Annotated in this window: 31 protein-coding genes; 3 read left to right on the top strand and 28 right to left on the bottom strand. The window is 59.5% G+C overall.

Annotation, left to right across the window (positions count from 1 at the left end; translation table 11 throughout):
* The first annotated feature begins 69 nt into the window (after positions 1-69).
* The gene (locus PBDP_RS06005; RefSeq protein ID WP_162893797.1) at positions 70-996 is read left to right on the top strand and encodes a LysR family transcriptional regulator; all 927 of its coding nucleotides are present in this window, start codon (positions 70-72) and stop codon (positions 994-996) included.
* 4 nt (positions 997-1,000) lie between these two features.
* Here PBDP_RS06005 and PBDP_RS06000 read toward each other — a convergent pair whose 3' ends face one another.
* From PBDP_RS06000 to PBDP_RS05990, 3 genes are all read right to left on the bottom strand, one after another.
* On the bottom strand, positions 1,001-1,363 hold the full coding sequence (locus PBDP_RS06000; protein ID WP_003184792.1) for a diacylglycerol kinase: 363 nt from the start codon (positions 1,361-1,363) through the stop codon (positions 1,001-1,003).
* A 72-nt stretch (positions 1,364-1,435) separates the two neighbouring features.
* Positions 1,436-2,089, bottom strand: coding sequence for a response regulator transcription factor ErdR (gene erdR, locus PBDP_RS05995; RefSeq protein ID WP_003198362.1), 654 nt, complete (start codon positions 2,087-2,089; stop codon positions 1,436-1,438).
* Between the two features lie 213 nt (positions 2,090-2,302).
* Complete coding sequence (locus PBDP_RS05990; protein WP_212801953.1) at positions 2,303-3,049, bottom strand: tRNA-uridine aminocarboxypropyltransferase; 747 nt, start codon at positions 3,047-3,049, stop codon at positions 2,303-2,305.
* Between the two features lie 184 nt (positions 3,050-3,233).
* Between PBDP_RS05990 and PBDP_RS05985 the strand changes: the two genes are divergently transcribed.
* Positions 3,234-3,656, top strand: a complete 423-nt coding sequence (locus tag PBDP_RS05985; RefSeq protein ID WP_109755671.1) for a quorum-sensing-regulated virulence factor family protein — start codon at positions 3,234-3,236, stop codon at positions 3,654-3,656.
* Here the strand turns inward: PBDP_RS05985 and PBDP_RS05980 are convergent, their stop codons facing one another.
* Positions 3,657-3,851 carry a hypothetical protein gene (locus PBDP_RS05980; RefSeq protein WP_109755670.1) on the bottom strand — a complete coding sequence of 65 codons (195 nt, stop codon included), beginning with the start codon at positions 3,849-3,851 and terminating at the stop codon, positions 3,657-3,659. It lies immediately after the preceding gene.
* A gap of 440 nt (positions 3,852-4,291) precedes the next feature.
* Between PBDP_RS05980 and PBDP_RS05975 the strand changes: the two genes are divergently transcribed.
* A complete protein-coding gene (locus PBDP_RS05975) occupies positions 4,292-5,410 on the top strand; it encodes an LOG family protein (protein WP_109755669.1) in 1,119 nt (372 codons plus the stop codon).
* 44 nt (positions 5,411-5,454) lie between these two features.
* Here PBDP_RS05975 and recX read toward each other — a convergent pair whose 3' ends face one another.
* The 24 genes from recX to PBDP_RS05855 all read right to left on the bottom strand — a co-directional run bounded on the left by recX (position 5,455) and on the right by PBDP_RS05855 (position 22,893).
* Positions 5,455-5,922, bottom strand: a complete 468-nt coding sequence (gene recX / locus PBDP_RS05970) for a recombination regulator RecX (RefSeq protein WP_212801952.1) — start codon at positions 5,920-5,922, stop codon at positions 5,455-5,457.
* Positions 5,923-5,930: 8 nt separating this feature from the next.
* Positions 5,931-6,983: a recombinase RecA gene (gene recA / locus PBDP_RS05965; RefSeq protein WP_003198351.1), complete on the bottom strand. Its 1,053-nt coding sequence runs from the start codon at positions 6,981-6,983 to the stop codon at positions 5,931-5,933.
* Positions 6,984-7,066: 83 nt separating this feature from the next.
* Positions 7,067-7,567 carry a CinA family protein gene (locus tag PBDP_RS05960; RefSeq protein ID WP_212801951.1) on the bottom strand — a complete coding sequence of 167 codons (501 nt, stop codon included), beginning with the start codon at positions 7,565-7,567 and terminating at the stop codon, positions 7,067-7,069.
* A gap of 70 nt (positions 7,568-7,637) precedes the next feature.
* Positions 7,638-8,174, bottom strand: coding sequence for a lysis system i-spanin subunit Rz (locus tag PBDP_RS05955; RefSeq protein ID WP_212801950.1), 537 nt, complete (start codon positions 8,172-8,174; stop codon positions 7,638-7,640).
* Positions 8,156-8,719 carry a glycoside hydrolase family 19 protein gene (locus PBDP_RS05950; RefSeq protein ID WP_163855138.1) on the bottom strand — a complete coding sequence of 188 codons (564 nt, stop codon included), beginning with the start codon at positions 8,717-8,719 and terminating at the stop codon, positions 8,156-8,158. Before PBDP_RS05950 ends, PBDP_RS05955 begins: the two co-directional genes overlap by 19 nt.
* Positions 8,720-8,860: 141 nt before the next feature.
* Positions 8,861-10,645, bottom strand: a complete 1,785-nt coding sequence (locus PBDP_RS05945) for a phage tailspike polysaccharide lyase family protein (RefSeq protein WP_212801949.1) — start codon at positions 10,643-10,645, stop codon at positions 8,861-8,863.
* A 152-nt stretch (positions 10,646-10,797) separates the two neighbouring features.
* Positions 10,798-11,814: a contractile injection system protein, VgrG/Pvc8 family gene (locus tag PBDP_RS05940; protein ID WP_116831589.1), complete on the bottom strand. Its 1,017-nt coding sequence runs from the start codon at positions 11,812-11,814 to the stop codon at positions 10,798-10,800.
* 9 nt (positions 11,815-11,823) lie between these two features.
* A complete protein-coding gene (locus PBDP_RS05935; RefSeq protein WP_109755663.1) occupies positions 11,824-12,036 on the bottom strand; it encodes a tail protein X in 213 nt (70 codons plus the stop codon).
* Positions 12,029-12,412, bottom strand: a complete 384-nt coding sequence (locus PBDP_RS05930) for a phage tail protein (protein ID WP_109755662.1) — start codon at positions 12,410-12,412, stop codon at positions 12,029-12,031. The genes PBDP_RS05935 and PBDP_RS05930 overlap by 8 nt, the downstream gene beginning before the upstream one ends.
* Complete coding sequence (locus PBDP_RS05925) at positions 12,412-14,466, bottom strand: phage tail tape measure protein (RefSeq protein ID WP_212801948.1); 2,055 nt, start codon at positions 14,464-14,466, stop codon at positions 12,412-12,414. The genes PBDP_RS05930 and PBDP_RS05925 overlap by 1 nt, the downstream gene beginning before the upstream one ends.
* Positions 14,467-14,594: 128 nt before the next feature.
* Positions 14,595-15,161: a phage tail assembly protein gene (locus PBDP_RS05920; protein WP_212801947.1), complete on the bottom strand. Its 567-nt coding sequence runs from the start codon at positions 15,159-15,161 to the stop codon at positions 14,595-14,597.
* Between the two features lie 151 nt (positions 15,162-15,312).
* Positions 15,313-15,819 carry a phage major tail tube protein gene (locus PBDP_RS05915; RefSeq protein ID WP_109755659.1) on the bottom strand — a complete coding sequence of 169 codons (507 nt, stop codon included), beginning with the start codon at positions 15,817-15,819 and terminating at the stop codon, positions 15,313-15,315.
* On the bottom strand, positions 15,819-16,985 hold the full coding sequence (locus PBDP_RS05910; RefSeq protein ID WP_212801946.1) for a phage tail sheath protein: 1,167 nt from the start codon (positions 16,983-16,985) through the stop codon (positions 15,819-15,821). The genes PBDP_RS05915 and PBDP_RS05910 overlap by 1 nt, the downstream gene beginning before the upstream one ends.
* A 2-nt stretch (positions 16,986-16,987) precedes the next feature.
* The gene (locus PBDP_RS05905; protein WP_122565427.1) at positions 16,988-17,215 is read right to left on the bottom strand and encodes a hypothetical protein; all 228 of its coding nucleotides are present in this window, start codon (positions 17,213-17,215) and stop codon (positions 16,988-16,990) included.
* 85 nt (positions 17,216-17,300) lie between these two features.
* Positions 17,301-17,558: a tail fiber assembly protein gene (locus PBDP_RS05900; RefSeq protein WP_212801945.1), complete on the bottom strand. Its 258-nt coding sequence runs from the start codon at positions 17,556-17,558 to the stop codon at positions 17,301-17,303.
* A 9-nt stretch (positions 17,559-17,567) separates the two neighbouring features.
* Positions 17,568-18,188 carry a hypothetical protein gene (locus tag PBDP_RS05895; protein ID WP_176688543.1) on the bottom strand — a complete coding sequence of 207 codons (621 nt, stop codon included), beginning with the start codon at positions 18,186-18,188 and terminating at the stop codon, positions 17,568-17,570.
* 25 nt (positions 18,189-18,213) lie between these two features.
* Entirely contained in the window at positions 18,214-18,744 is a 531-nt protein-coding gene (locus PBDP_RS05890; protein ID WP_109755654.1) for a hypothetical protein, read from the bottom strand.
* The gene (locus tag PBDP_RS05885; protein WP_109755653.1) at positions 18,741-19,385 is read right to left on the bottom strand and encodes a phage tail protein I; all 645 of its coding nucleotides are present in this window, start codon (positions 19,383-19,385) and stop codon (positions 18,741-18,743) included. Before PBDP_RS05885 ends, PBDP_RS05890 begins: the two co-directional genes overlap by 4 nt.
* On the bottom strand, positions 19,382-20,377 hold the full coding sequence (locus PBDP_RS05880; protein WP_212801944.1) for a baseplate J/gp47 family protein: 996 nt from the start codon (positions 20,375-20,377) through the stop codon (positions 19,382-19,384). Before PBDP_RS05880 ends, PBDP_RS05885 begins: the two co-directional genes overlap by 4 nt.
* The gene (locus PBDP_RS05875) at positions 20,374-20,706 is read right to left on the bottom strand and encodes a phage baseplate protein (RefSeq protein ID WP_109755651.1); all 333 of its coding nucleotides are present in this window, start codon (positions 20,704-20,706) and stop codon (positions 20,374-20,376) included. Before PBDP_RS05875 ends, PBDP_RS05880 begins: the two co-directional genes overlap by 4 nt.
* Before the next feature lie 11 nt (positions 20,707-20,717).
* Positions 20,718-21,329, bottom strand: a complete 612-nt coding sequence (locus PBDP_RS05870; protein WP_109755650.1) for a phage baseplate assembly protein V — start codon at positions 21,327-21,329, stop codon at positions 20,718-20,720.
* A gap of 3 nt (positions 21,330-21,332) precedes the next feature.
* Positions 21,333-21,845: a hypothetical protein gene (locus PBDP_RS05865; protein WP_109755649.1), complete on the bottom strand. Its 513-nt coding sequence runs from the start codon at positions 21,843-21,845 to the stop codon at positions 21,333-21,335.
* A 47-nt stretch (positions 21,846-21,892) separates the two neighbouring features.
* Positions 21,893-22,243 carry a phage holin family protein gene (locus PBDP_RS05860; protein WP_109755648.1) on the bottom strand — a complete coding sequence of 117 codons (351 nt, stop codon included), beginning with the start codon at positions 22,241-22,243 and terminating at the stop codon, positions 21,893-21,895.
* A 68-nt stretch (positions 22,244-22,311) separates the two neighbouring features.
* Positions 22,312-22,893, bottom strand: coding sequence for a DUF642 domain-containing protein (locus PBDP_RS05855; protein ID WP_212801943.1), 582 nt, complete (start codon positions 22,891-22,893; stop codon positions 22,312-22,314).
* Positions 22,894-22,929 lie beyond the last annotated feature (36 nt).

The following is a 22,929-nucleotide window of genomic DNA, read 5'->3' as shown; positions in this document are numbered from 1 at the left end:
CGCATTCTAATGGCGGCGACAATATCTGTTAAATGGATTATTAAGATAAGGGTTATCGGTTATATCGATATGCGATTTACTCTTCGTCAACTTCAAGTCTTCGTCGCCGTCGCTCAGCAAGAGAGTGTGTCCCGTGCTGCGGGCCTGCTCAATCTATCGCAGTCGGCCGCCAGCACCTCCATCACTGAACTGGAGCGCCAATCCAGCTGCCAGTTGTTCGACCGCGCCGGCAAACGCCTGAGCCTCAATGCCCTGGGCAAACAGCTGCTGCCCCAGGCCGTGGCGCTGCTGGACCAGGCCAAGGAGATCGAAGACCTGCTCAATGGCAAGTCCGGTTTCGGCTCATTGGCGGTCGGCGCCACGCTGACCATCGGCAATTACCTGGCGACCCTGCTGATCGGCGGCTTCATGCAGCGCCATCCGGAAAGCCAGGTGAAGCTGCACGTGCAGAACACTGCCAATATCGTGCACCAGGTTGCCCACTATGAAATTGATCTGGGTCTAATCGAAGGTGACTGCAGCCATCCGGACATCGAGGTGCAGAGCTGGGTCGAGGACGAACTGGTGGTGTTCTGCGCCCCCCAACACCCGCTGGCCAAGCGCGGCCAGGCGACCATGGAGGAACTGACCCATGAGGCCTGGATCCTGCGGGAACAGGGTTCCGGCACCCGCCTGACCTTCGACCAAGCCATGCGCCACCACCGCAGTGCGCTGAACATCCGCCTGGAACTGGAACACACCGAAGCGATCAAGCGCGCCGTGGAGTCCGGCCTGGGCATTGGCTGCATTTCACGCCTGGCCCTGCGCGACGCCTTCCGCCGCGGCAGCCTCGTCGCGGTGGAAACCCCGGACATGGACCTGGCGCGGCAGTTTTATTTCATCTGGCATAAACAGAAGTACCAGACCTCGGCCATGCGTGAATTCCTCGAACTGTGCCGAGCGTTCACCGCCGGAGCCCAACGCAGCGACGAAATCGTGCTACCGGCCATTGCGTGAGCCGCTACAACAGCACCACGCCCCAGACCAACGCGATCATTGTCAGGGCGACGAACTGGGCGGCGCTGCCCATGTCCTTGGCGTTTTTCGACAATGGGTGCAGTTCCAGGGAGATGCGGTCGATGGCCGCCTCCACCGCCGAGTTGAGCAGCTCCACGATCAATGCCAGCAGACACACGGCTATCAGCAGCGCCTGCTCGACACGACTGACGTTCAGGAAGAATGACAACGGAATCAGCACGACGTTGAGCAGCACCAGCTGACGGAAAGCCGCTTCGCCGACAAAAGCCGCACGCAGTCCGTCCAAGGAATAGCCGGAGGCGTTGAGGATGCGTTTCAGGCCGGTCTGGCCTTTAAAAGGTGACATAGAGTGGGCAACTGATCGAAAAGGAGTGGAGAAGCTAATTCAAACCCGGTCAAAAAAGCGTGAATCAGAACACTAAGCCTGCGGTGAAATTGACTCAAGTTGTTGCAACAGCAAGGCTGCCTGGGTCCGGGTGCGCACGTTCAGCTTACGAAAGATCGCCGTGACGTGGGCCTTGATGGTGGCCTCCGACACGTTCAGCTCATAGGCAATCTGCTTGTTCAGCAGGCCTTCGCAGACCATGGTCAACACCCGAAACTGCTGCGGCGTGAGGCTGGCCAGCCCCTCGCTGGCGGCCTTGGCTTCCTCGGACACGCTCACTGCTTCGAACGCCTGGGGCGGCCAGCAGACATCGCCGTCCAGGACCGCTTTCACAGCCTTCTGGATCATCTCCAGGGAACTGGACTTGGGTATGAAGCCACTGGCACCGAACTCCCGGGCCTTGACCATCACCGAGGCTTCTTCCTGGGCCGAGACCATGACCACGGGGATCTGCGGGTATTGGCCGCGCAACAGCACCAGCCCGGAAAACCCATAGGCACCGGGCATGTTCAGATCCAGCAGCACCAGGTCCCAATCGGCCTTCGCCGTCAGTTGGACCTCCAGTTCCGCGATACTGGCCACCTCCGTCAACCGGACAGCCGGGCCAAGGCCCAGGGTCACTGCCTGATGCAACGCGCTGCGAAAGAGCGGGTGGTCATCGGCAATCAGGATTTCGTATGTGGCCATTTTTCCAATGATCCTGTTTTTAATGGCAGGCCCGATGCATTCGCGCCTCGCCAAGACAACTCAAGACACCGCCATGCAGCGGCATCCACAGGGGCACGTTCAACGCCAAACATGGCGTTTCAAACATCGGCTGCACCCGGGTCGGCGCCAAGCATGCCCAGCGAAGCCGGGGTGGTCAAGCAGCACGGCCGCCCCTGTGTCCAGTATGGGCCACTATTGGGCCAATACCGCCTGCGGTGTACCGATAAAGGCTTGCAACTGCGCGTGCGCCGGGGTCGACACGTTCACCTCCTGCTGCCCCTTGGCCCCCAGGTAATGCTGGCTGAACACATCGAAATAGGCGTCCAGGGCCGACGCGGCGTCGGTGTCCCCCGCCAGTTCCAGACACAACGCCGCCACTTCGGCGGTGCATAGGTGCTCGCTACGGGTCGAACGGCGCAAGCGGTAGCGCGACAGTCTGTCGGGTAGCAGGCTCAGGATCGGCAGCCGGTCGAAATACGGGCTTTTACGGAAAATCTTCCGCGCCTCCGTCCAGGTCGCGTCCAGCAGAATGAACAACGGGCGCTTGCCATGATCTAGGTCAACCGTGTGGGTAACCCGCGATGGCTCGACGTATTCGCCAGGAAACACCAGGTACGGTTGCCATTGCGGATCGTTCAGCAATGCCAGCAGTTGTTCATCAACGTCGGTGCGCGACCAGATGAATGCATGATTGTCGCGCACCACATCGGCAATCAGCCAACCGGTGTTGCTCGGCTTGAACACTTCCTTGTTGGTCATGATCAGGCAGACCCCGGAGCGGGTCTCGACGCTAGGACGCCAGGCGCACAGGCAATGGCTCTCGATCACTCGGCAAGCGCTGCAACGGGGGGCGCGCCAACCACGGGCCTGGATCGGCTTGATTCCTTCGTCGATGCGCTGGTCGCGCAGGCGGGCTACGGCGTTAGGGGCATGATTCATCGTGGGTGACGCCGACAGACAGGAAAACTCGACACGAACGACACTCGGCAGGGCAATAAAGGCCGGCAGTCTACCAGAGCGCACGAGCCTGTACCGTCCACCCGGGCTCCCCTATAATTCCCGGCCACTGAACGCACAGTCATGTGATCGGTCGAACCACCAGTCACTGAACCAGGAGAGTTTCATGCTGCGCCTTATCGTCCCTACCGTTGCCGTTTTGCTGGCAACGTCCCTCAGCGCTCAGGCTGCCTCGCTGAAAGAACTCGAACTGAACAAGATGCTGCAGAACGTCGCCAGGGAAAGTAGCGTCGGTACGCCACGGGCGATCAACGAAGACATCCTAGACCAGGGCTATACCGTCGAAGGCACCGAGTTGATCAATCACCTGAGCGTGCAAAGCAGCCATGCGCAGAAAATGCGTGCTGACCCCAAGGCCGTGTATTTCCAGTTGGGCTCCACGGTGTGCACCAATCCGGGCTTTCGCAAGTTGATGGCCAAGGGCGCGACCATGCGCTACGAATTCACCGAAGTTAAGACCAACCGCCCGGTCGCGACCGAGCGCTTCCAGGAATCGGACTGCCCGAAACCGGCCAAGACCAAGAAGTAATCAACCCAAGCGTGCGCGCCGCTGCTCATCGTCGGCGCGCAGTTCGGCTACCAGCGCTTGCAGATAACGCGAGCGCCAGGTCCGGCCTTCCAGCCGTCGGCAGCATTCCTCTTCAAGACTTACCTGATTGGCCTTAGCCGCTTCCAACAACGTCAGGTATAACTGCCTGTCGAGTTCCAGAGTCACCCTGGCCATCTCTCCCGCCTCCATGCCCTATCCGCTTCAGTCCATCGCCTGACGCCCAGCCCTGAGCGCCGAATTGCATTGGCACGCTTGTTATCAGTAAATCAGAGCGGCACGTAGCCAGTCGCTAATCTGACGAGCGGTGGGGTATTTCAGCGGTTGCCAACGGTCACTTTTGAGCGCCATGATCAGGGCTACGAAGATCAGCTAGATTCAGAAGTATCTTTTGTCATCGGGCAGAACGAGGCTGCCCTGCCAGTACCTTGCCGTGTGATTGTTTTCATCCAAGGGAAAAACGGAACCTGTTGGATGGCTTGATCGCTTTGTTGCAGACCGCGTCGAGCCAGGTCGAACGTCCAGGCACGGGCCTGGGCCGACAACGACACACGGGGTGTCGTGGCCCTGACGAATCTCTCGTTCGGGCCAGGGTTCTGTTAAGAAGGAGAAGTTGAATGCCTTACAAACCGAATGACCTGCTCAGTCGTCATTTTGAGAACCACGGCCACGACCTCACCCGCAAGGTCGAAGAGCAACTCAACCTGGTATCCCCCAACAGTCCCAACCTCCCCATTTACCGAGACATGATCCTGACCGTGCTGCGCATGGCCCAGGAAGATCACAACCGCTGGAATGCCAAGATCACGCTACAGGCCCTGCGGGAACTGGAGCACGCCTTCCGTACGCTCGAACAGTTCAAGGGCCGGCGCAAGGTCACCGTCTTCGGCTCGGCCCGAACACCCATCGAACATCCTTTGTATGGCCTGGCCCGAGAGCTGGGGGCTGCGCTGGCCCGCTCGGACATGATGGTCATCACCGGTGCAGGCGGTGGCATCATGGCAGCTGCCCACGAAGGCGCGGGGCGTGACCATAGCCTGGGATTCAATATCACCCTGCCTTTCGAACAACACGCAAACCCGACCGTTGAAGGCACGCCGAACCTGCTGCCGTTCCACTTCTTCTTCACCCGCAAACTGTTTTTCGTCAAAGAGGCCGATGCACTGGTGCTCTGCCCCGGCGGTTTCGGCACGCTAGATGAGGCTCTGGAAGTCCTGACGCTGGTACAGACAGGCAAGAGTCCGCTGGTACCGGTGGTGCTGCTGGATGTCCCAGGGGGCAAGTTCTGGCAAGGTGCCCTGGATTTTATCCGTGAGCAATTGGAGCAAAACCGCTACATCCTGCCCACAGACATGAAACTGATGCGCCTGGTGTACAACGCTGAAGACGCCGTGGAAGAGATCAACCAGTTCTACCGCAACTTCCACTCCAGTCGCTGGCTCAAGCATCAGTTCGTGATCCGCATGAATCACAAGCTAAGCGAACAGGCATTGCAGCAGATGCAGGCGGATTTTGCCGACCTGTGCCTGAACGACTGCTTCCATCAACATGAGTACAGCGGTGAAGAGCACGACGAGCCCCGCTTCAGTCATCTGACGCGACTGGCGTTTACTTTCAATGCCCGCGATCACGGCCGCTTGAGGGAACTGGTGGACTTCATCAATTTGCCGGAAAACTGGGCCCAACCCGCCCAAAAGCCCCATCCCCTCACGTGGGAGCCGATCAAGGTAACCTGAGCCCATAAAAAACGGCCCGCTATCGAAATAGCGGGCCGTTTTATTTAATCGTCCATACCGCGACCGCTGAACAAGCGGTTGATCATTTCAATGGAGTAGCCTCGGTACGCCAGGAAACGCCCTTGCTTCGCGCGTTCTCGTGCATCGATAGGCAAATGCCCTGAGAACTTGCGCCGCCAGGTGTCCCTCAGTTGCTCCTGCCAATCGATACCGCTTTCGCGCAAGGCGAGTTCGATATCCGGGCGCTGCAAACCACGCTGGCCCAGCTCCTCACGAATGCGCAAAGGCCCATAGCCGGAGCGGGCGCGATAAGAGACGAAGCTTTCCAGGTAACGGGACTCCGACAGCAGGCCCTCTTCAGTCAAACGATCAAGGGCCGTGTCGATCAACTCATCAGGCGCGCCACGCTGACGAAGTTTACGCGTCAGCTCGACTCGACCGTGCTCGCGTCTGGCGAGCAGGTCCATCGCGGTTCGCCGCACCGCGACGAGGGTATCGAGTACGGCGGTCATTGGATCGATCAGATGTCAGCGTCAGCCAGGTCGTCAGCGGTCTCGCGGTTGGCGACTGACTTGACGTCTGCCACTGGGCTCAGCAGCTTGTCACGCAGTTGCTTCTCGAGAGCCGCGGCAACTTCCGGATTATCTGCCAGGAACTTGGCCGAGTTGGCCTTGCCCTGACCGATCTTGGTGCCGTTGTAGGCATACCATGCGCCGGATTTTTCGACGAAACCGTGCAACACACCCAGGTCGATCATCTCGCCATTGAGGTAGATGCCCTTGCCATAAAGAATCTGGAACTCGGCCTGACGGAACGGCGAAGCCACCTTGTTCTTCACGACCTTGACGCGGGTTTCGCTGCCGACAACCTCATCACCTTCTTTCACCGCGCCAGTACGGCGGATGTCCAGGCGGACCGAGGCGTAGAACTTCAGCGCGTTACCACCAGTGGTGGTTTCCGGGCTGCCGAACATCACGCCGATCTTCATACGGATCTGGTTGATGAAGATCACCAGGCAGTTGGCATTCTTGATGTTACCGGTGATCTTGCGCAGGGCCTGGGACATCAGGCGAGCCTGGAGGCCCACGTGCATGTCGCCCATTTCACCTTCGATTTCAGCTTTAGGTACCAGCGCCGCCACGGAGTCGACGATGATCACGTCAACCGCGTTGGAACGCACCAGCATGTCGGTGATTTCCAGGGCCTGCTCGCCGGTGTCCGGCTGGGAAACCAGCAGGTCATCGACGTTGACCCCCAGTTTGCCTGCGTATTCAGGGTCCAGGGCGTGTTCGGCGTCGACGAAGGCGCAGGTCGCGCCGGCTTTTTGGGCCTGGGCGATCACGGACAAGGTCAGTGTGGTTTTACCGGACGACTCAGGACCGTAGATCTCAACGATACGGCCTTTTGGCAGACCGCCGATGCCCAGTGCGATGTCCAGACCCAGGGAGCCAGTGGAGATGGAAGGAATAGCCTGACGGTCCTGATCGCCCATACGCATTACGGCACCCTTGCCGAATTGACGTTCGATCTGACCCAAGGCCGCAGCCAAGGCTTTCTTCTTGTTGTCGTCCATTAAAGTCCTCACGTAATCAATAAGGCCTGACGGCCAACACCTGTATAAGTAGCCAGTATTATTCCACAGCGTTCGAAGATCGCCTACCCCTGATTTGAGATTTCTACAGCGGCATGTTGCAGCAGCCCCTCTAGCGCGGCCTTCACCGTTTGTCGGCGAACCTCGTCGCGGTTGCCAGGAAAGAATTGCTGCTCGCTGACGACCTTCTCGCCAACGCCCCAGGCCAGCCAAACGGTGCCCACCGGTTTGTTCGGCGAACCACCGTCCGGTCCCGCGACTCCACTGACCGCCACAGCAAAACGCGCCAGGCTCTTGTGCTGGGCGCCCCGCACCATAGCCTCGACCACCTCGCGGCTGACCGCCCCGACCTTCTCGAACAACTCGGCCGGCACCTCCAGTTGCTGGCTCTTCTGGCGATTGGAATAAGTGACGTAACCGGCCTCGAACCAGGCCGAACTCCCGGGAATCCGGGTAATCGCCTCGGCAATCCCCCCGCCCGTACAGGATTCGGCCGTGGTCACATGGGCATTGAGCAATTGCAGGCGCCTGCCCAGTTCGGCGGCCAGTTCGGTAATGTCGTCCATGATGCTCTCCTGATTCGACACAATGGGGCCTACCGTACACGAGCAGCCGAAGCTTGCAAGGCTCGCCGGATTACCGACCCAGCGCTCTGATATAGGCCTGACAGGCCTGCAAGGCAATCAATCCGCGATCACCGGCGTCGGTGATGGCGATAATTCGTTGAGCATGCGCCGGGTCAAGTCGGGCGCGTGGGGCGCCATGATCCACGCCGCCGGGGCGGGTGGTGGCAGGCACTGCACAGCCGGCGGCAACATCATCGGCGTCGAGGAGGACTGACAGCCGGACATCGGCAGTAGCAAGGCGATCGCGCAGGCGATCCTGGTCACGTTGGGCATCGCTCAGGGCTCGGTAATGGGTTTGTTCGCTGGTGGAGAGTTGTTGCTCAAGGGCGAGGCGTTTGTCCTGCTCGGCCTTTTGCTGCACCGCGGTCGCCTGGGTGATTTGATTCAGGGTTTCGGCCTGGGCCTGTGCGAGTCGGGCCAGTTGATGACCGTAGCGCCAGTCCTGGAACCGCCACGCAAGCATCCCTGAACCGCCGGCCAGCAGCGCGAGTAGCACAACAATGCCCAGAGTGCGGGACGAAAAAGGCATCAAGTCGAAGGTTGGCATAACACCGCCCTCGCCCGTGCCCAGAGTTGCAGACGATCCTCCAATCCGTTCAAGCCGCCGTTGATACGGCGGGTGATAGTGTTGAACTGATCGCGGTCAGCCAGTTCGTTCAAGCCACCCTGCTGCCAGAACCATGCAGCGGACTCCGCGGCCCATTGCGGTTGTTCCAGCAACTCCGGCAATACCAGCAGACGTGCGTCGCCAAACACCCCTTGGCTGCAACGAAGGTAATTGTCGCGGCCAGTAATCTGGATCAGTCCTCGACCGCGATACTTCTGGCCGTCACCGTCAGCCTGGGGCGTGTTACCCAGGCGCAAGGCCAATAGGCCGGTATCATATTTCGACAGATAGGCATTGTTGCCCAGTTCTCGCACGTAACGCAGTTGGCCGGACTCATGCCCCACCTGGGCAATGAACGCGGCAACACGCTTCGGGCCGATGATCTGATAACGACCCATGGCTACATTTAGTACAGGTGCAAAAACGCCGGCGTTTGCGCCGGCGTTCGGGAGGATATGCAGCAGTTGTGCCTGCGTGATTGGCATGGCGTTCTCCTTAACGCGATGGAATTACAACGCGATTACACAAAGGTTTTGATAGTTGAGAATGACGGGTAGGGCATTGCGCGGAGGCAAATTTCAATACTTGAATTTAAGCGGAGCCTGTTGATAGGTCAGTAAAAAAAATCAAATATTCAACACTACAGACCAATCGACGCCAGCGGTCGCCGAGGCTGTAAAAGGCGCTGCATCTGTCGTTGCGACAATGGCAACAAACCCTGCGGTAGCGTCTGCCTGATGCCCTGTAACAACTCGTTTCCCTCCCACGGTCGGGCTTACCGTACTGCACCGGACAGACGGTACACGGGGGTATGCATGACGGAACGAGACTGCCGATGTCGACAGACTCGTTGACGTGGTGACTGGGACGTTGACGGTACCGTCCTGACGCGGCAACTCATAACCCGACACAATCGGAGATCCAACCTCAACAGCGTATGCACAACCGGTCGAAGGCAACCCGCTCACTTCTGGCATACACACGGAGCCGAACCTACCAGTCGTCCCGAATTGGCGCAATCGAAGGACTTGGGTGAGCGCTACAGCGGCAGTAAATGTTAGTCCTCCCTTGAATGAGATATTTACGCTCGCGGACGTACCATTGAGCGCGAAAAGTATCGGAAAAACCGTGGTCGACGGACACTTTATAGAGGTGCCTGTGAAAATGAAGTGGCACTCCCCCGTCACGTTTGCATTGAAGTTCTGAAAACTCAATATTCCATTCCCACTGGGATTTGGATCTACAGACGTTTCAACAGAAAGCCCGATAAATTCAAACATCCCCGATACCACTTCGCCCATGTAAACGGCAATCCCTGCGTTAGTCCTACCTCTTGCTTTGCAACCGATCCATTTGTGGTTCTTGCCTGCGACTACCAGACCGTTCGCTCCCGAAACGCCATGGAACCGGATATCCTCGGTGTTCCCATGAAGGTCAATCGCATTGATATTGGCGTCAAGCGCCTTGTAATTGGCATAGATGTCGATATCTCGGCAGGATACCGATCCAACGCTGGGGCTACCACCAAGAGAAATGGAGTGGCGGGTTCCATAGTAGACCCCTCTTATCGATCCGCCCTGGCAGTTACCCACCGCCAGGCCATAGTTATTTCCGCTCGGGGCACTCGCTTGCCTGGCCCGGGTATCCATGTTCAAGTCAAAACACCGACGAACATCAATACCGGCATACAACCCACCGCTGGCGAGCACATTGAAGACAACCGGAGAATCAATAAGGTCTATCACCAATCCAGCATTGTTGGTGGCCGGCTGCTTGATCTGAAAATCCCGAAATGTGGACTGAGTGCCCACCAGCTTATAAAGCTGTACGGATGCCGCAATGTACGTGTCATACGTCAGCCCCCAGAGAGTTGCCTGGTTGCCAGAAACAGTGGCCACACGGGCCCATTCACCCGCGTGATACTCGGGCCTCCAAGTGGACCAGGATGAATCGGTTGGATTCCAGATAAGTACAACTTCACCACTCACCAGAGAGGGCGCCGAGACAAAGGACAACGTGTTAGTGCTGAGGGGGACAGAAGATGCGAGGGCAGGCAGTGGAACCAAGGATCCGCTCACAGATACACAACGCAGTGCGCCGCCAATTCCTCCAGTGAAGTCAATAACTGATAATTCGCCGTCTCCGTAGACGTAATCACCCGGATTGAAAATCAACTCTTGGGAACACTTGTAGACACCGGCTGGAATGTACTTGCGTACAGCCGTACCACTTGCAGCCCAGCTGATAAGTGCCGCAGTATCATCGGTTACGCCATCTCCCGTGGCGCCGTAATCGGATGGGGTGATGGCATGAGAAAGTTCACCATTTATGACGACGGAGGAAGGGCAGGAAAGATCGCTTGAGTCGGTGGAACTCTCTTGTTCTATTGGATTACCGGCGTCTTGTTGCATGTTCTTCTCCATGTGAAAAATCGCAATCCACTATCGAAAAAGTTGCGAAATGCTTGGGGTGAAAAATGGCTAAGATCCTCACAAGGAATCTAGGCGTGCGCAGCGAGCATGCGCCACACAGTTCAAGCTCGCTACCACAAGGGCTGGTGGCGTCAGGCCCTGGCATCCAGGCAGGTCGCTTCAATGCTGCAGCGATAGCTTTTTTCCCGGTCACCGCTGGCAGTGACCTTGTCAATCGACCAGCGACCGCGCATGAAATCCGGCCAGGTAGGGTCCAACAGCACGATGCCTTCAGCAGATAATCCCGGATTGCCAGGGCATTCGATCGTCACCTTGAGGGCCTCGCGCATCATCCGCCGCACCTCGCCTTCGCCAGCGGCGCGGGCATCGTCTGCGCTCTGGAAACGTTGGCGCAGGGTCTTGAACGGCGCGAGGCCGCTCTCTTCGACACGCACTTTGCCGGCCGCCGCGTCCCACCAACTGGTCTTGCAGCCCTGGTATTTCGCCCGGGCGGTTTCTTCCAGCTTGGCCGAGATAAAGGCGTTATCCCCCGGGCGATTGTTGGTGGTCACCGACAACTTTATCTCCGGCAAGACCTTGCCCGACAACGACTTCGCCTGACCGCGCCGAGCCAGCACATACAACTCGTTGATTGGCTTGGCGACGGCGTCATAACGGTGGGCCAGGCGCGTCAGGAACCCCATGTCGGTTTCGTTGGACTGGTCGACGTGCTCGATTTTTATCAGCGACAGATCCGGCGCGACACGAGGAGAAAAGCCGTGCCTGCTGGTCAATTGCCGAAACAACGCCCCCAGGGTCGTCGGGCCATGGCTGACGGATCGGCGTTGCTTGAACCCGCTCTGGTCCGCCGCGCTGAACGGCGCGGCCATGGCCACCAGGACCAGTTGCAGGGGAAACAGAATCGGTGTACGTCGGGTAATAACGAACTCGCCTTTATCCACCAGCCCCGACTCCAGGTAACCGATCCGTAGGCCGATTTTTCCGCCCAGGCTGGGCAACCCTTCAAGCCCGTCCAGACTGATCGTCAGCGTCAGTTGATCGGACTCGATCCCCGCCGCGTCGACGTGCGACCACTTGAGCAAGCGTTCGTTGAGCAGTGCCGCGTTTGCACCATAAATTTCCACCGCCGGCGTGAAACCCAATGACATGTTGCCTCCTTAATCCCAGGCCGAAACCGGTGTCGGTGCGACAGGCTTGAGATCCACTTCCGGCAGGATCACCCACACCCCGGCCGGCAAGACCGGGCCCCATTCGGCCAGCGTCGGATTGAGCAGCCAGAGCGCCTCTTCGGTGGAATCGTCGCAACGCTCCAACTCGCGGTACAGCAACAGATTCACCGAATCACCGGCGATGCTTCGAACCCTACGCATTGGCGAACTCCACTAATTCAATGACCCAGCCGACCACCATCGCGGTGCCGTCATCAATGATCTCGGTCTGGGTTTCCGTGACCTTGTTGATTTGCCACAGGCCCCAGTTGCGACCAATGCCATCAACCAACGGCACTGGGACGCGCTGCGCCTGCAATGCCCGCAATTCATCGAGACGGTCCATGGCAATCGCGTACATCGACTTGCCGGTGATCGTCAGCCCTTGCAGGCCTTGGCCGACCTGACTGGACTTGGGTTTGCTGGTGAGGATGTCGATGCTCTTCCAGCCGCCGTCCGAGGTGCGTACCAGACTGTGGTACGCGAAGTTTCTCGACAGGCCAAAAATGAAACTGCCCAATGCCATTTGTTGGCGCATCACGTACCTCCATCGGTCAGGGCCGCGTCACTGCGCATGGCGAGTGTGTTGGGCATGGTCGTTAAGCCGAATTGGCCCGAGAGCTGCTGCACCACCAGGTTGGCCAATTGACTGGCGCTGGCCTGGTCCTGGCCGTTGATGTAGATGTTCGCGGTCATGGTGTTCTGTGCCGTGGTGGCCTGGGCATTGGTCAGCGCCTTGGCGGCCTGATCCGGAGGGGGGAGCTTGTCGGCGGGCGTGGCGAGTTGGTCACCCAGCCAGGAGCCCGACTCTCCACCGATCCAGCTACCGGCCAGTCCGCCAACGACCGCGCCAAGTGCTCCGCCAATGGCGGTGCCGAGCGGGCCGAAAAAAGTACCGACAGTGGCTCCGGCGGTAGCGCCAGCCGACGCCCCTGCCCAGCCGCCGCCAGCGGTTCCGAGGCCAGCACCGATCATTCGAGCGTCGCCGCTCATCGCGCCTTCGACCACCTCGGGGGCGGCACTCAGCGCGAACGCCCCGGGTATAAAGCGGGTAACCGTGCGTATCGAAGCACCCACGCCGACCAGGGAACCGCTGGCACTCACCCCAGCTCCAACGCTCGCAGCCCCCAATACGCGCTTGGCCGCTTGGTTACTCAGCTCATCCGTAACCGCCTTGAGCAACGCACTCACCAGCGGTTTGATCGCTGCGGCGACAAGCACAATTGCCGCGGTGGCTTTAGGTGAGGACTCAGCCAATTCACTCATGCCATCGGCCAGCGAACCCAACGCCTGAAGCGAGCTATCCGCCACGGGCGCCAGGGCATTGCCCGTGGTCACCGACAGACGCTCAGCACGTGCACCCAAGACATTCCACTGGCCTTGCTGGGTATTCGACAGCGCCAACGCGTCCTGCCTTACCGACCCCTTATCACCCAACTGCGACGTGGCGTATTGGGCCGGGTCTTTCACTTGTCCGAAGGCTTCATTCACATCGGCCAGTTTCTGCGCCATGCGCAGCACCGATTCATCCCCACTGCCAAACAGCGAAGAAGCAAGGGTCAAGCGTTTATCAGCAGGTTGGGCGTTCAAGGCCGCGAGCACCGTCATCACCGTGCCAGACGTCGTGTCCTTGTCACGCAAGCCGCTCGCCACCGCGTTCGGCTCCAGGCCCAGTTGCTTCCAGGCCGCTTGCTCGGTGGCAGAGGCCCGATCCCCCTTGCCCAGGGCAGTCGTGAAGTGATCAAGCGCCACGCCGGCTTCAGCCTGTTGCGTGCCGGTATTGAGCAATGCCGCCGTCAACGCTGCCGCTTGCGCAGGAGCCAGGCCCGCCGTCGTCGCCGCCGCACCGTCACGCTGCAAGACGGCGCCGATGTCTCCCGGTTTCGCCCCACCGGGGATCTTGCTCAACTGGTTGATGGCATCCGCCAGGTCAAAGGCTTGAGCGCCGCTGAGCTTCATGGAGGTGCGCCAGCCGACCATCATCTCGGCGACTTCCATGGCCGGTTTTCTGAACGCCGATGCAGTGACACCAACATCACTGGCAAAGCGCAACAGTTCGAACTGTCGGTCCGATGCATGGGGCAGATCGCGACCGATGCCAGCACTGGCTGCCAGGCTTTCGATTCTCACCAGGTCAACCGCTTTGGTTCCGCCGGCTGCTACCAGCGGTGCGCGGGCGATCTGCTGAGTCGGCTCAGCCATCTCTGCGATCTGGCGAGGGGTAAACTGGGTGGCCAGCTTCAGATCGGCCATGGCCGAATCCATCGCTATCGCGGGTTTGAGCGACTCGGGTGGTTCGATACCGCCACCCGACTTGCCCTTTGGCTCATTGGCCGACTCGCCCTTGGCGCCGACGCCCATCGTTTGGGAGAACAATCGTTGCGCCGACAGCTTCACGGTCAGCGACTCGATCGCCGTGGTCAGCAGCCCGAGCTTGAGCCCGAGCGTTTCCAGCGCCAGATCGAGACTCGACAGCTGGTCCCTGGCAAACGCGCCCTGTGCCGACACGCCACTGGCGAGGCTGGTATTACCGAACGCCAGCCCACTCTCATTGAAGGCTGCGTATTTGAGCGAATATCTATCGTCCGCCATCCCGCTCTACTCCTGTTTCACGCCAAGGCGAGTGATCGCGATGTCGTAACGGCGCAAGGCCTTGCCGGCGTCCCACTCCAGGATTTCCGCCTCACTTACCGAGTAAATGAGCGGCACCACATCGAGAATCACTTCGATGTCGCGCTCCGAAAGTAGTCCGCCGGTTTGTTTAAAAAATCGTCGATGCGCACCTGAAGTTGCGTCCAGTCGGGCACGCTCAGCAGGTCCAGGTCGGGAATCATCAGGCCGGTGCAATGGGCGGTGATGAACTCGGCGCGTTCCTTGGCCGTCTTCAGTTTCTTCATCGCCTTGGTGGCACGCAGCACCGGCATTTCCAACGTCAGCGACGTCAGGCTGCGGCCCGCCACGTTCAGCGGTTGCAGCAGTTGCACCTGGTCGGGGTCGGTCTGCGGATCATCCAGAAAATACGACGCCGGGCGCGTGGACATGTCGTGCACGTACTGGGCAATGCTGACGTAGTCCGGGCGCTTGAGCTGATCCAGCTCCTTGACCGACAGGCCGGTGGCCAATTTGGCCAGCTCGAAAAACTGATCGTCTTCGTCATCGCCGGCACGGGCCAGGGCGTCTTTCTGCGCGGCGTAGAACAAGGGTTTGAGTTGGAGCTGCTCGATCTGCGACTCGTCATCAGCGGTGATCGGCGACAACAGCTCATGGATAGGAGGCATCCAGGACATGAAATCAATTCCTTGGTGAATCAGGGGACAACCTGTGGGAGCGAGCCTGCTCGCGATGACGGAGGTACATTCAGCATCGAGATGTCTGATACACCGCTATCGCGAGCAGGCTCGCTCCCACAGGGGTTTTGTTCAGCCGGCTGGCGGGTGTTTAAGGCAACAGCACCGCACGGCGCGCATCGCCGAGAATGTCGACGCCGTTGAGCACGAACTTCTGGGTGCGCACGTCGATGTCGATCACCGGGACGCCGTTTTCCAGACGGTTGTAGGTGCGGCAGGACAGCTCAAGGTTGGTCTTGGGCTTCTCGCTCATTTTCAGCGGCGTCTCCTCGAGGGATTTCAACTTGCCGCCGACCGTGTGGTAAGTGAACCAAGTGTTGCCGTCCTGATCCTGACCGGCTTCACGAACGTTCAGCAGAATGTCGTCGCCCACGCTCACGCCCAGCGCCAGCATGATTTCCGGGCCGAGACCTTGCAGCGTCAACTTGGCCGTCAGCACCTTGCCGCTCTTGACCATTTCCTCGCCAATGAAACGGCCGCCACGCATATCTTCCATGTCGAATTCGATCTTCGGCGGGCTGAACTCTTCCACGGTCGCCGACAACGGCAAGCCTTGCAGGGTGGCCGCGATGGCCTGTCTTACGCGGTTGGTAAACATTAGAGAACGTCCTCCAGGAACTGCTCGATGATTTCATCGCGGGCATTGAGTTGATAAATCATGTGTTCGTTCGGCGCGTAGCGGCCGTAGTCGATGACCACGTACCAGGTGCCGTTCTTGTACTTCTCGACGCTGTTCAATTCCGGGTGCAGGTACACGCTGCCGCCGGGGATGGTTTCGTCGGCGACCAGGGTTTGCAGCCAGTCGTTGATGCGCTTGACCTCCTGGTCCATGAACGACTTGGTCAGGTTCTTGGCCATGGCCTTCTGGCCGGCTTTCACCAGCTTGCGGCTGATGGCATCTTCCAGGCCGACGTAGCTGATGAACTTGCCGGTGATGGAGCGGTTACCCAGCAGCGAGAAGCCGCCGAGGATGGTCCGGGCGTAGTAGCTGACGCCGTAGCGGTTGAGCAGATCGCCTTCGGTGGAGGTGTCGAGGATGTTGTATTCGACGGTGCGCGAGACGTCTTCGGCGAAGGTCACCTGGTTACCCGGGCTCTCCCATTGCTTGACCTTGGCCAGCGCGGCGATGGCCAGGCTCGACGGGGCCAGGAAGACGTTTTTCTTCGCCGCCTTGGAGTACACCGCCGGCATGTTGTGCACCACCAGGCAACGGTCGAAACCCAGGTCGGCGCCGCCCAGCTCCTGGCTGTAAGTCACTTGATCAGCGACCGAGGCGTCCTTGCCATCGAGCACCACACGCGCCTTGATGCGCTTGCCGAACGAGGCGAACTCGCTGGCTACGGCCTTGGTGCCGGTGAAGCCCGGCGCGCCGATGATGGTCAGGTCTTCGGCAACGCCACTCAACGCCGCCAGGCCCAGCTTGCGACCGGTCTGCGCTTCGATGCCGCCAATGACGTTGTTCTGTGTATCGGCTGGTGTCGCGCCCTCTTCGACGATGACCACGTACACCGGCACCTTGACCACTTTGAGGATCTGGTAGACCGCCTGGAACAGCGTGCCCGCCTCGGCACCGGTCGGGTCCAACTGGGCCTGGGTGGTGAAGCTGTTGATGCGGAACGGGGTATTTTTCGGAATCAGCAAGTTGGCATTCGGCGCGGTGCCGACCAGCCCGATGACGTTGTCACCCAGGCCACCCATGGCCTCGGGAGATTCAGTGGCATTGACGGTAATGCCGTTGTGCTCGAAGTTCAAAACCTCAGCCATGGTTATTCAGCCTTTTTGGTTGTGGCCTTTTTGGCCGGTTGGGTTGGGATGGCTTGCGTGTCGACAGCCTGTTTGTGCGCCTCCAGGACGCTGGTCAGCTCAAGGCGACCAGCACTGCGCAAGGCATTAGCCTCGACATCCAGCAGTTCGAGCTTCTGGCCGATGCTCGACCAGTGGCCGCCGCCGGCAGGGAATGGCAACAGCACGGTGTATTGCTTACGAATGGGCATCTACGGGGTCTCCAGACGCGAAAAACACAAAAGCCCCGTCACGGGGCTTATTGCGGGCGAAAAAAAACCGCTGTCGCGGTTGGGGTTACTTGACGAAGGTCGGTAGCACGGGCCAGACCAGGTTCGATTGATCCTCGATCTGCTCGGGGATATCCCGCAGGGCTTGGCGGTAGGACTTAACCTCGGCGCGCTGTGCGTCTGTCGCTGGGTAGTCCGGCAGTTGAGTGAAATCCGTGTCCCGCAGAAGCTGGTTGCGACGGTTGCGAATGGCAGCCCATTCGATTTCACGCGACGGTACGGCGAGTGGAATTTCAAGCGTATCAGCGTTGGATATATCAGACATGTTCGTTCCTTAACTGAAGACAACGGTTTCGGCCAAGGACAATTTGGTGCTCAAGTCGCCCAGATTGAACAATCGACCATTACCCACCCGCATCGTGTCGATGCGCACGGTGGTGTAGTAGATATTGGGAACCAGAATCCGCATGACAATATTGCCGTTTGTATCGGCATAGACAGCGGGGGTCATATTCCCGAAGGTCGAGACATTTTGCAGGACCCGCGTAGGCTGATAGCAATACCCCACCAACGTCTCGTCGATTATCTTTGCCGTGCCGTAGCTGTACCCCTTTATGTTGAACCAGAACATCTCCGAATTGACATTGATGTTAAGCGGCACTTTGAAATGCATGTACACGTTTGTGCTGACGCCCAGGTTGGTGGAGACAAAATCACCCTGTGCCGTGGCGCCATAGACGCCGCCAGTCCCGTAAACATGTCCTTGCAGTACGTTGCGGCGGATCGTGCCAAGAGCGTTCGGATCCCCTTCCACATCCTTCAGGCTTCGCCATTCATTGAACTGAACCAAAGCCGTGGCCATGGTCGTGTTGATACTGCCGATCTTTCCATTGACCACCGTGGTCAAGTTGTTGGCCGCTGTCACCAGCGACGCGATAGTGGTTTCCAGACTCACGTTTCAAGTTCCTTGTGCTATTGATTTATTTGGCTTCAAGCGTCATCACACGAAACATCAAACCGACATGCCGGGCCATGTTGTCGATGTTAGCCGTCGCCAGCGCGGCGATTTCCTCACTCAACAGAATGTTCAGATCGTCAGACCCAACCACCACCGTGACGCTTTGCGCTGGCAGCGGTGAGATATCCAGTGTGAATTTTTGCAATACGCGCGCAGCAGCGGCTTTGTAAGTCAGCAACTTTCCAGCCACCGAGTACACGGCCAACAGCGTTCCGGTGGAGAGATAAAAACCGAATTCGCCGATCTCGTATTCATCAGGCCCGTCGAACAAGGCGGCCATTCTCAGTTGCCCTGGATCGAGGTCTTCGTAATCCACGATCGCCACGCGCTGCCGTTCATTGCGAAGCGCCGTTTCCGATCCGTTGGGATCGTAGCGAGCGGTACCGGCACCGATGTGAGTGATCTCACCTTTCAAGCCTTGGTTCTTTGCCTGCAACACTTCCGCCAGACCGGCGGAAGTGAAGCGAACCAAGCGCGTAATATCTTCTGTCATGGCTGCGCCCTGAGGTCGTAATCGTTAATGGTGTAGCGTTGGGAAATCCCAATGCCGATAAGCCGCGCACCGAGATCGAGTAGCGGCAGTGCCCCGCACAAAAACAGCTCACCGTCGCTCAGCGGTCCGTGCAAAACTGCCGCCGCTGCCAGGCCGCCGCCCGTTTGATGCACGAGGGTGATGGTGGCCTGGTCGCGCTCGCTCTTGGCGGCATTGATTCGCTGTATCAAGCGATTGTGATCACCACTGGCCCAGCCTTGACCGATGATGGCTTGCACATCAAAAGTGTATGGATGGGCATTGGGCTGCTGTTCGTACCAGGCAGTGACATGGGGCGTGAACCCCAGAGACTCGACAGCGTGGTTCAAGGCCTGGCGAGTGCCGGCCTGGCGCTGGATCTGCCAGGACAGCGAAACCGTCAAACGTTTTTCCAGGTCGCTGGCGGCCGCATCCCACTCGCTGACGCCGCGATCCGCCGCCAGATAAGGCAGGAAAGCGGATGGGGTCTGATTCGCGTTCATCAACTCAGGAAACGGCGGATCAACGCGCTCGAGCAACCGGGCGAAGCCCAGATCGAGCGCCCTTTCCAGCGCCGAGCTGTTGGCCGGCAACAGGCTTGGGCGAGGTGTGTCGTCACTCATAACGTATCCACCTCGACCTCGACGCCCGTGCAGTACGGGGCTTGGAAAGCCGTCGTCACAATCGGCGCCAGCGGTTCGAGAATCTGCAACTGAACCGCGCCCGCACTGTGCAGCGTGTAGTCGATCCAGCTCGGATCCACTCGCCCTTCCAGGCGATGACAGGCCTCGGCGTACGTCCGCAATTGCTGCTCGGCAGCGACCTTGGTCAAACCTGAATCAGGACCGGCATTGATCTTCGCCACGACGCGGATTTTGTAGGGTTTGATTTGCGCGGCCTGGACGATGACCAGGTCGGTTTCCGGTCGCACATCAGACCGGGCGAAATGCTGGCGAACGCCCTCGAGCAGCGCCTCGGACGGTGTGCCATTGCCCTCTCGGGACAGCACCGTGACCGTGACTTCGCCCGGCGCGGTACGGCGTCCGTTGCCGTCCTTGACCTGCGCCGCATGGCCATCCGGGTCGAAGGTGTAGGTGACCGTCACTACGCCCGCCGAGGCGTTTTCCACCTTCACCACGGGCCGTTCACCCAAGGTAAAAATCTCCCGTCGATACTGCATGCGCGAACCGGCCGCCGGGGCATGGGGCGCCAGGTAATAGCGCAAGCGGGCATCGTCATCGCTCTCGTAGACCGGTGGAATGGGCGGGAACGCCGCCGGATCGCCGGGATCGAGCAACTGGCGCTCAAGGCCCATGTCCGCGAGGCGCGCATCGAGGTTGGTGCCAGTGGCCCACCACGCGAGCATCTGCTTGATGCGGGCGTTGTATTTGCGTTCGTGGGTTTGCAGCCGAACACAGAACGCCTCAAGGGCCAGGGTCAGCAGTTCGCTTTCGTTTTCCAGGCTGTTTACAAGCTTGGCCGCGCTCTCAGGAGAACGGGCACCGACGTACTCGACCACGAAAGTCTTGAATTCGGCGAGCAGATCCTCGAACGCGTCGACGGTGACGATGGCCGGTTCAGCCAACTGGTTCTGGCCAGGTATCAACATGCTCATGTCACCACCTCGAAAGTCTGTTTGCGGTTTTTCCAGATGCCGGCGAAGCGCAACAACAAACCGGCGCCCTGTCGGCTGGCGACAATGACCTGCGGCTCGAAATCACCGATGCCATTGTCCGGGTTGTAGAACGCTTGGGCCGCGTGGCTCTGGGCCAGAATCAGCAAGTCATCGCCGAGGTTCTGCCCGAGCAATTGCGTGAGTGCACAGCCATACAAAGGGCGCTTCTGCCGCGTGCCCAACGGCGTGGTCAACGCCCGAGTGGCGCGCTGGACAAATTGCAGCCAGTCGTCGACCGTGGCGCCGGTATTTCGATCGATTCCAATCATGGGGAAATCTCTTATGCGGTACTGATGACACGTCCCTGGTGATCCACCACCGGGCCGCTCAGGTGCACACCGGAGGCGTCGAGCCGAATGCCGACGGCGCCCAGTTGCAAGTCGATAGCCTCGGGCGTCATCGCCAACCTCGCCGGGCCAATGCTTAATTGGAGCGACTCACGAGAGCCGGTAAATGCCGCCGGACCGTTTTGCCAGTGCAGGACATGGCTGGCATGGTCGTAGCCGTTTTCCGTACCATCCTGATAGAGGCGACGCGTCAACGTGGCCTGGGTCGAGACGGGCGGAAACTGACCGCCGTTGAGGCCGAACAACGCCACCGCCTGCCCGCCGCCCTCGCCGCCGCCATGGTTCAGCAACAGGCACTGCTCACCCACGGACGGAATCCGCGACTCGCTCTGGGCGCCGGCACTCGGGTTGAAAAAGCGGATCGCCGGGGTCAGCAACCCACCATGGCTGACCTTGCAGGTGTTGCTGGCCGCATCGACTTCCTGGCAAACGCCGATACGGCAGAAACTCTCCGCACGCCGATGCAAGTCTTCCAACTCGGTTTCCATCTCGGCCAGACGCTCGATGATCGGCCCCAGATGCATCCGTAACAGCGCATCAAACATGGCTCAACCCTCGAGTGCGGTGTATTGGTCCGGGTCGTCGATGTTCGAGACTTCCCAGGTACGGGCAAACTTCGGGATGCCCAGCGGGTCCTCCAGCAGCGTCGGACCGAGGTACAGGGTTTGACTGAAGGAAAGGGTCCAGGCGGTGTATGCCCGCGCCGGGTTAATGAACGTGGATGGCAGGCCATCGAGCTCCGTGGGCAGATCGCATTGATTGGCCGACAGCCCCCAGCGGTTATCCACAACCAGGTGTTTCAGCTCAGCGGCCAAGTCGCAGGCATCCCAGCCCGGAACAGCCATGACCACTTGCAGGGAAACCGTCAGGACATGGGCGATACGCCCGTCGTTGGCACGGTGGCCAGGCCCATCACGCTCAAGGGCAATCAGCACCCAGGGTTGGTCGTCGGTGCCATCGAAATCCTGGGGGCTGCCGATTTTCAAAGTGGGGTAAGTGGCGCGCAGCGTCTGGGCAACGGCGGCGAACAGCTGCGACGGTTTTTCGAGGACGGCAGGCATCAAGGCCTCCTGTTTTTTATGGCGGCACGAAGATCACCAGCGAGGGATCAGTGTTGGTCGGAACGGGGATCGCGCGGCGGCAGCTCACTGACGCCCATCCGCTTGGCGGCCCAGCGTTCGTAAAGACCGATGGCCACGTCCGCCCCGGCCATCGCCGTCAGGCAACCAAAGGCACCAGCGGCCCAGATCGACAAGCCCATGGCGTACAACAGCATGATCGCCGAGACGCCGCAGACCATGCAGGCGCCGGAACGCAGGGCCAGGCGACGTAGCAGCGACCAGCCTCGGGCGCCCTCCTTGTCGGCACGCCACATCTCGCCAGTCACCCCACCCACCAGGGCGAGCACGATGACCAGCCAGATCGGCATGTCCAGCAACGCTTGTTGCTCGTTTGTCATGTCACGCTTCCTGGGGGGTGAGGGATGAGTGCTTGGGGGCGGCGGGTCTTCGCAGGACAATCGTTGGTTTACAGTGGCTCAACGCTGACGTTGTCGATGAAGGCGAAGTGGGCGTAAGGGTTCTGCTCATTGGAGAACGCCAAAGTCGTTTGGGCCGAAGTGGCCGTGAAGTCATACGTGATGGTGCTCCACTCCACTGCGGTACCTTTGGCCGACGGCGTGTCGAAGGTGACACTCTGCCCCGCCACCTTGACCTGGATGGTGCCGTCGCCGGAGCGGCTGGCGTAGCGCGAATTACCCGCGCTGAAGGTCAATCGATACTTGGCGCCGACTGCGGTAGCGAAGTTCTGCTGGATACCACCGCCGTTGCCGTAGACATAATTGGCCAGGTCGACAATCACAACGCCATCCGCAGCCACGGAACCCCCGATCGAAGCGGGCATATTGAAGTACTCGGCACCGGACAGAAACGTCGTCCAACCGGTGATGAAATTGGCTTTCGCCGGGGTATCGAGGATGCAACTGCCGCTGCAGCCTGGCTGTTCGAAGCTGCCGTTGACCAGAAGGTTGGCGGCGCTCGCGTTGCTCCCAACGCCGAGCAGCGCAATGGAGAGCAACAGCGGGGCGACGTATTTCTTGAAACGATTCATGATTCACCTCTTGAGTTATTGATTGATCGCGCGCTT

It is taken from the genome of Pseudomonas sp. St290, from assembly GCF_018325805.1.
In the GTDB taxonomy this organism is placed as follows: Bacteria; Pseudomonadota; Gammaproteobacteria; order Pseudomonadales; family Pseudomonadaceae; genus Aquipseudomonas; species Aquipseudomonas bijieensis.
The sequence above is the reverse complement of the archived record's forward strand: the minus strand, read 5'-3'. Positions and strand labels throughout refer to the sequence as shown.

Bases quoted from the DNA above. Each gene is read 5' to 3' on its own strand.
- PBDP_RS06005 (WP_162893797.1), top strand. From the start codon at position 70: ATGCGATTTACTCTTCGTCAACTTCAAGTCTTCGTCGCCGTCGCTCAG.
- PBDP_RS06000 (WP_003184792.1), bottom strand. From the start codon at position 1,363: ATGTCACCTTTTAAAGGCCAGACCGGCCTGAAACGCATCCTCAACGCC.
- erdR (WP_003198362.1), bottom strand. From the start codon at position 2,089: ATGGCCACATACGAAATCCTGATTGCCGATGACCACCCGCTCTTTCGC.
- PBDP_RS05990 (WP_212801953.1), bottom strand. From the start codon at position 3,049: ATGAATCATGCCCCTAACGCCGTAGCCCGCCTGCGCGACCAGCGCATC.
- PBDP_RS05985 (WP_109755671.1), top strand. From the start codon at position 3,234: ATGCTGCGCCTTATCGTCCCTACCGTTGCCGTTTTGCTGGCAACGTCC.
- PBDP_RS05980 (WP_109755670.1), bottom strand. From the start codon at position 3,851: ATGGCCAGGGTGACTCTGGAACTCGACAGGCAGTTATACCTGACGTTG.
- PBDP_RS05975 (WP_109755669.1), top strand. From the start codon at position 4,292: ATGCCTTACAAACCGAATGACCTGCTCAGTCGTCATTTTGAGAACCAC.
- recX (WP_212801952.1), bottom strand. From the start codon at position 5,922: ATGACCGCCGTACTCGATACCCTCGTCGCGGTGCGGCGAACCGCGATG.
- recA (WP_003198351.1), bottom strand. From the start codon at position 6,983: ATGGACGACAACAAGAAGAAAGCCTTGGCTGCGGCCTTGGGTCAGATC.
- PBDP_RS05960 (WP_212801951.1), bottom strand. From the start codon at position 7,567: ATGGACGACATTACCGAACTGGCCGCCGAACTGGGCAGGCGCCTGCAA.
- PBDP_RS05955 (WP_212801950.1), bottom strand. From the start codon at position 8,174: ATGCCAACCTTCGACTTGATGCCTTTTTCGTCCCGCACTCTGGGCATT.
- PBDP_RS05950 (WP_163855138.1), bottom strand. From the start codon at position 8,719: ATGCCAATCACGCAGGCACAACTGCTGCATATCCTCCCGAACGCCGGC.
- PBDP_RS05945 (WP_212801949.1), bottom strand. From the start codon at position 10,645: ATGCAACAAGACGCCGGTAATCCAATAGAACAAGAGAGTTCCACCGAC.
- PBDP_RS05940 (WP_116831589.1), bottom strand. From the start codon at position 11,814: ATGTCATTGGGTTTCACGCCGGCGGTGGAAATTTATGGTGCAAACGCG.
- PBDP_RS05935 (WP_109755663.1), bottom strand. From the start codon at position 12,036: ATGCGTAGGGTTCGAAGCATCGCCGGTGATTCGGTGAATCTGTTGCTG.
- PBDP_RS05930 (WP_109755662.1), bottom strand. From the start codon at position 12,412: ATGCGCCAACAAATGGCATTGGGCAGTTTCATTTTTGGCCTGTCGAGA.
- PBDP_RS05925 (WP_212801948.1), bottom strand. From the start codon at position 14,466: ATGGCGGACGATAGATATTCGCTCAAATACGCAGCCTTCAATGAGAGT.
- PBDP_RS05920 (WP_212801947.1), bottom strand. From the start codon at position 15,161: ATGTCCTGGATGCCTCCTATCCATGAGCTGTTGTCGCCGATCACCGCT.
- PBDP_RS05915 (WP_109755659.1), bottom strand. From the start codon at position 15,819: ATGTTTACCAACCGCGTAAGACAGGCCATCGCGGCCACCCTGCAAGGC.
- PBDP_RS05910 (WP_212801946.1), bottom strand. From the start codon at position 16,985: ATGGCTGAGGTTTTGAACTTCGAGCACAACGGCATTACCGTCAATGCC.
- PBDP_RS05905 (WP_122565427.1), bottom strand. From the start codon at position 17,215: ATGCCCATTCGTAAGCAATACACCGTGCTGTTGCCATTCCCTGCCGGC.
- PBDP_RS05900 (WP_212801945.1), bottom strand. From the start codon at position 17,558: ATGTCTGATATATCCAACGCTGATACGCTTGAAATTCCACTCGCCGTA.
- PBDP_RS05890 (WP_109755654.1), bottom strand. From the start codon at position 18,744: ATGACAGAAGATATTACGCGCTTGGTTCGCTTCACTTCCGCCGGTCTG.
- PBDP_RS05885 (WP_109755653.1), bottom strand. From the start codon at position 19,385: ATGAGTGACGACACACCTCGCCCAAGCCTGTTGCCGGCCAACAGCTCG.
- PBDP_RS05880 (WP_212801944.1), bottom strand. From the start codon at position 20,377: ATGAGCATGTTGATACCTGGCCAGAACCAGTTGGCTGAACCGGCCATC.
- PBDP_RS05875 (WP_109755651.1), bottom strand. From the start codon at position 20,706: ATGATTGGAATCGATCGAAATACCGGCGCCACGGTCGACGACTGGCTG.
- PBDP_RS05870 (WP_109755650.1), bottom strand. From the start codon at position 21,329: ATGTTTGATGCGCTGTTACGGATGCATCTGGGGCCGATCATCGAGCGT.
- PBDP_RS05865 (WP_109755649.1), bottom strand. From the start codon at position 21,845: ATGCCTGCCGTCCTCGAAAAACCGTCGCAGCTGTTCGCCGCCGTTGCC.
- PBDP_RS05860 (WP_109755648.1), bottom strand. From the start codon at position 22,243: ATGACAAACGAGCAACAAGCGTTGCTGGACATGCCGATCTGGCTGGTC.
- PBDP_RS05855 (WP_212801943.1), bottom strand. From the start codon at position 22,893: ATGAATCGTTTCAAGAAATACGTCGCCCCGCTGTTGCTCTCCATTGCG.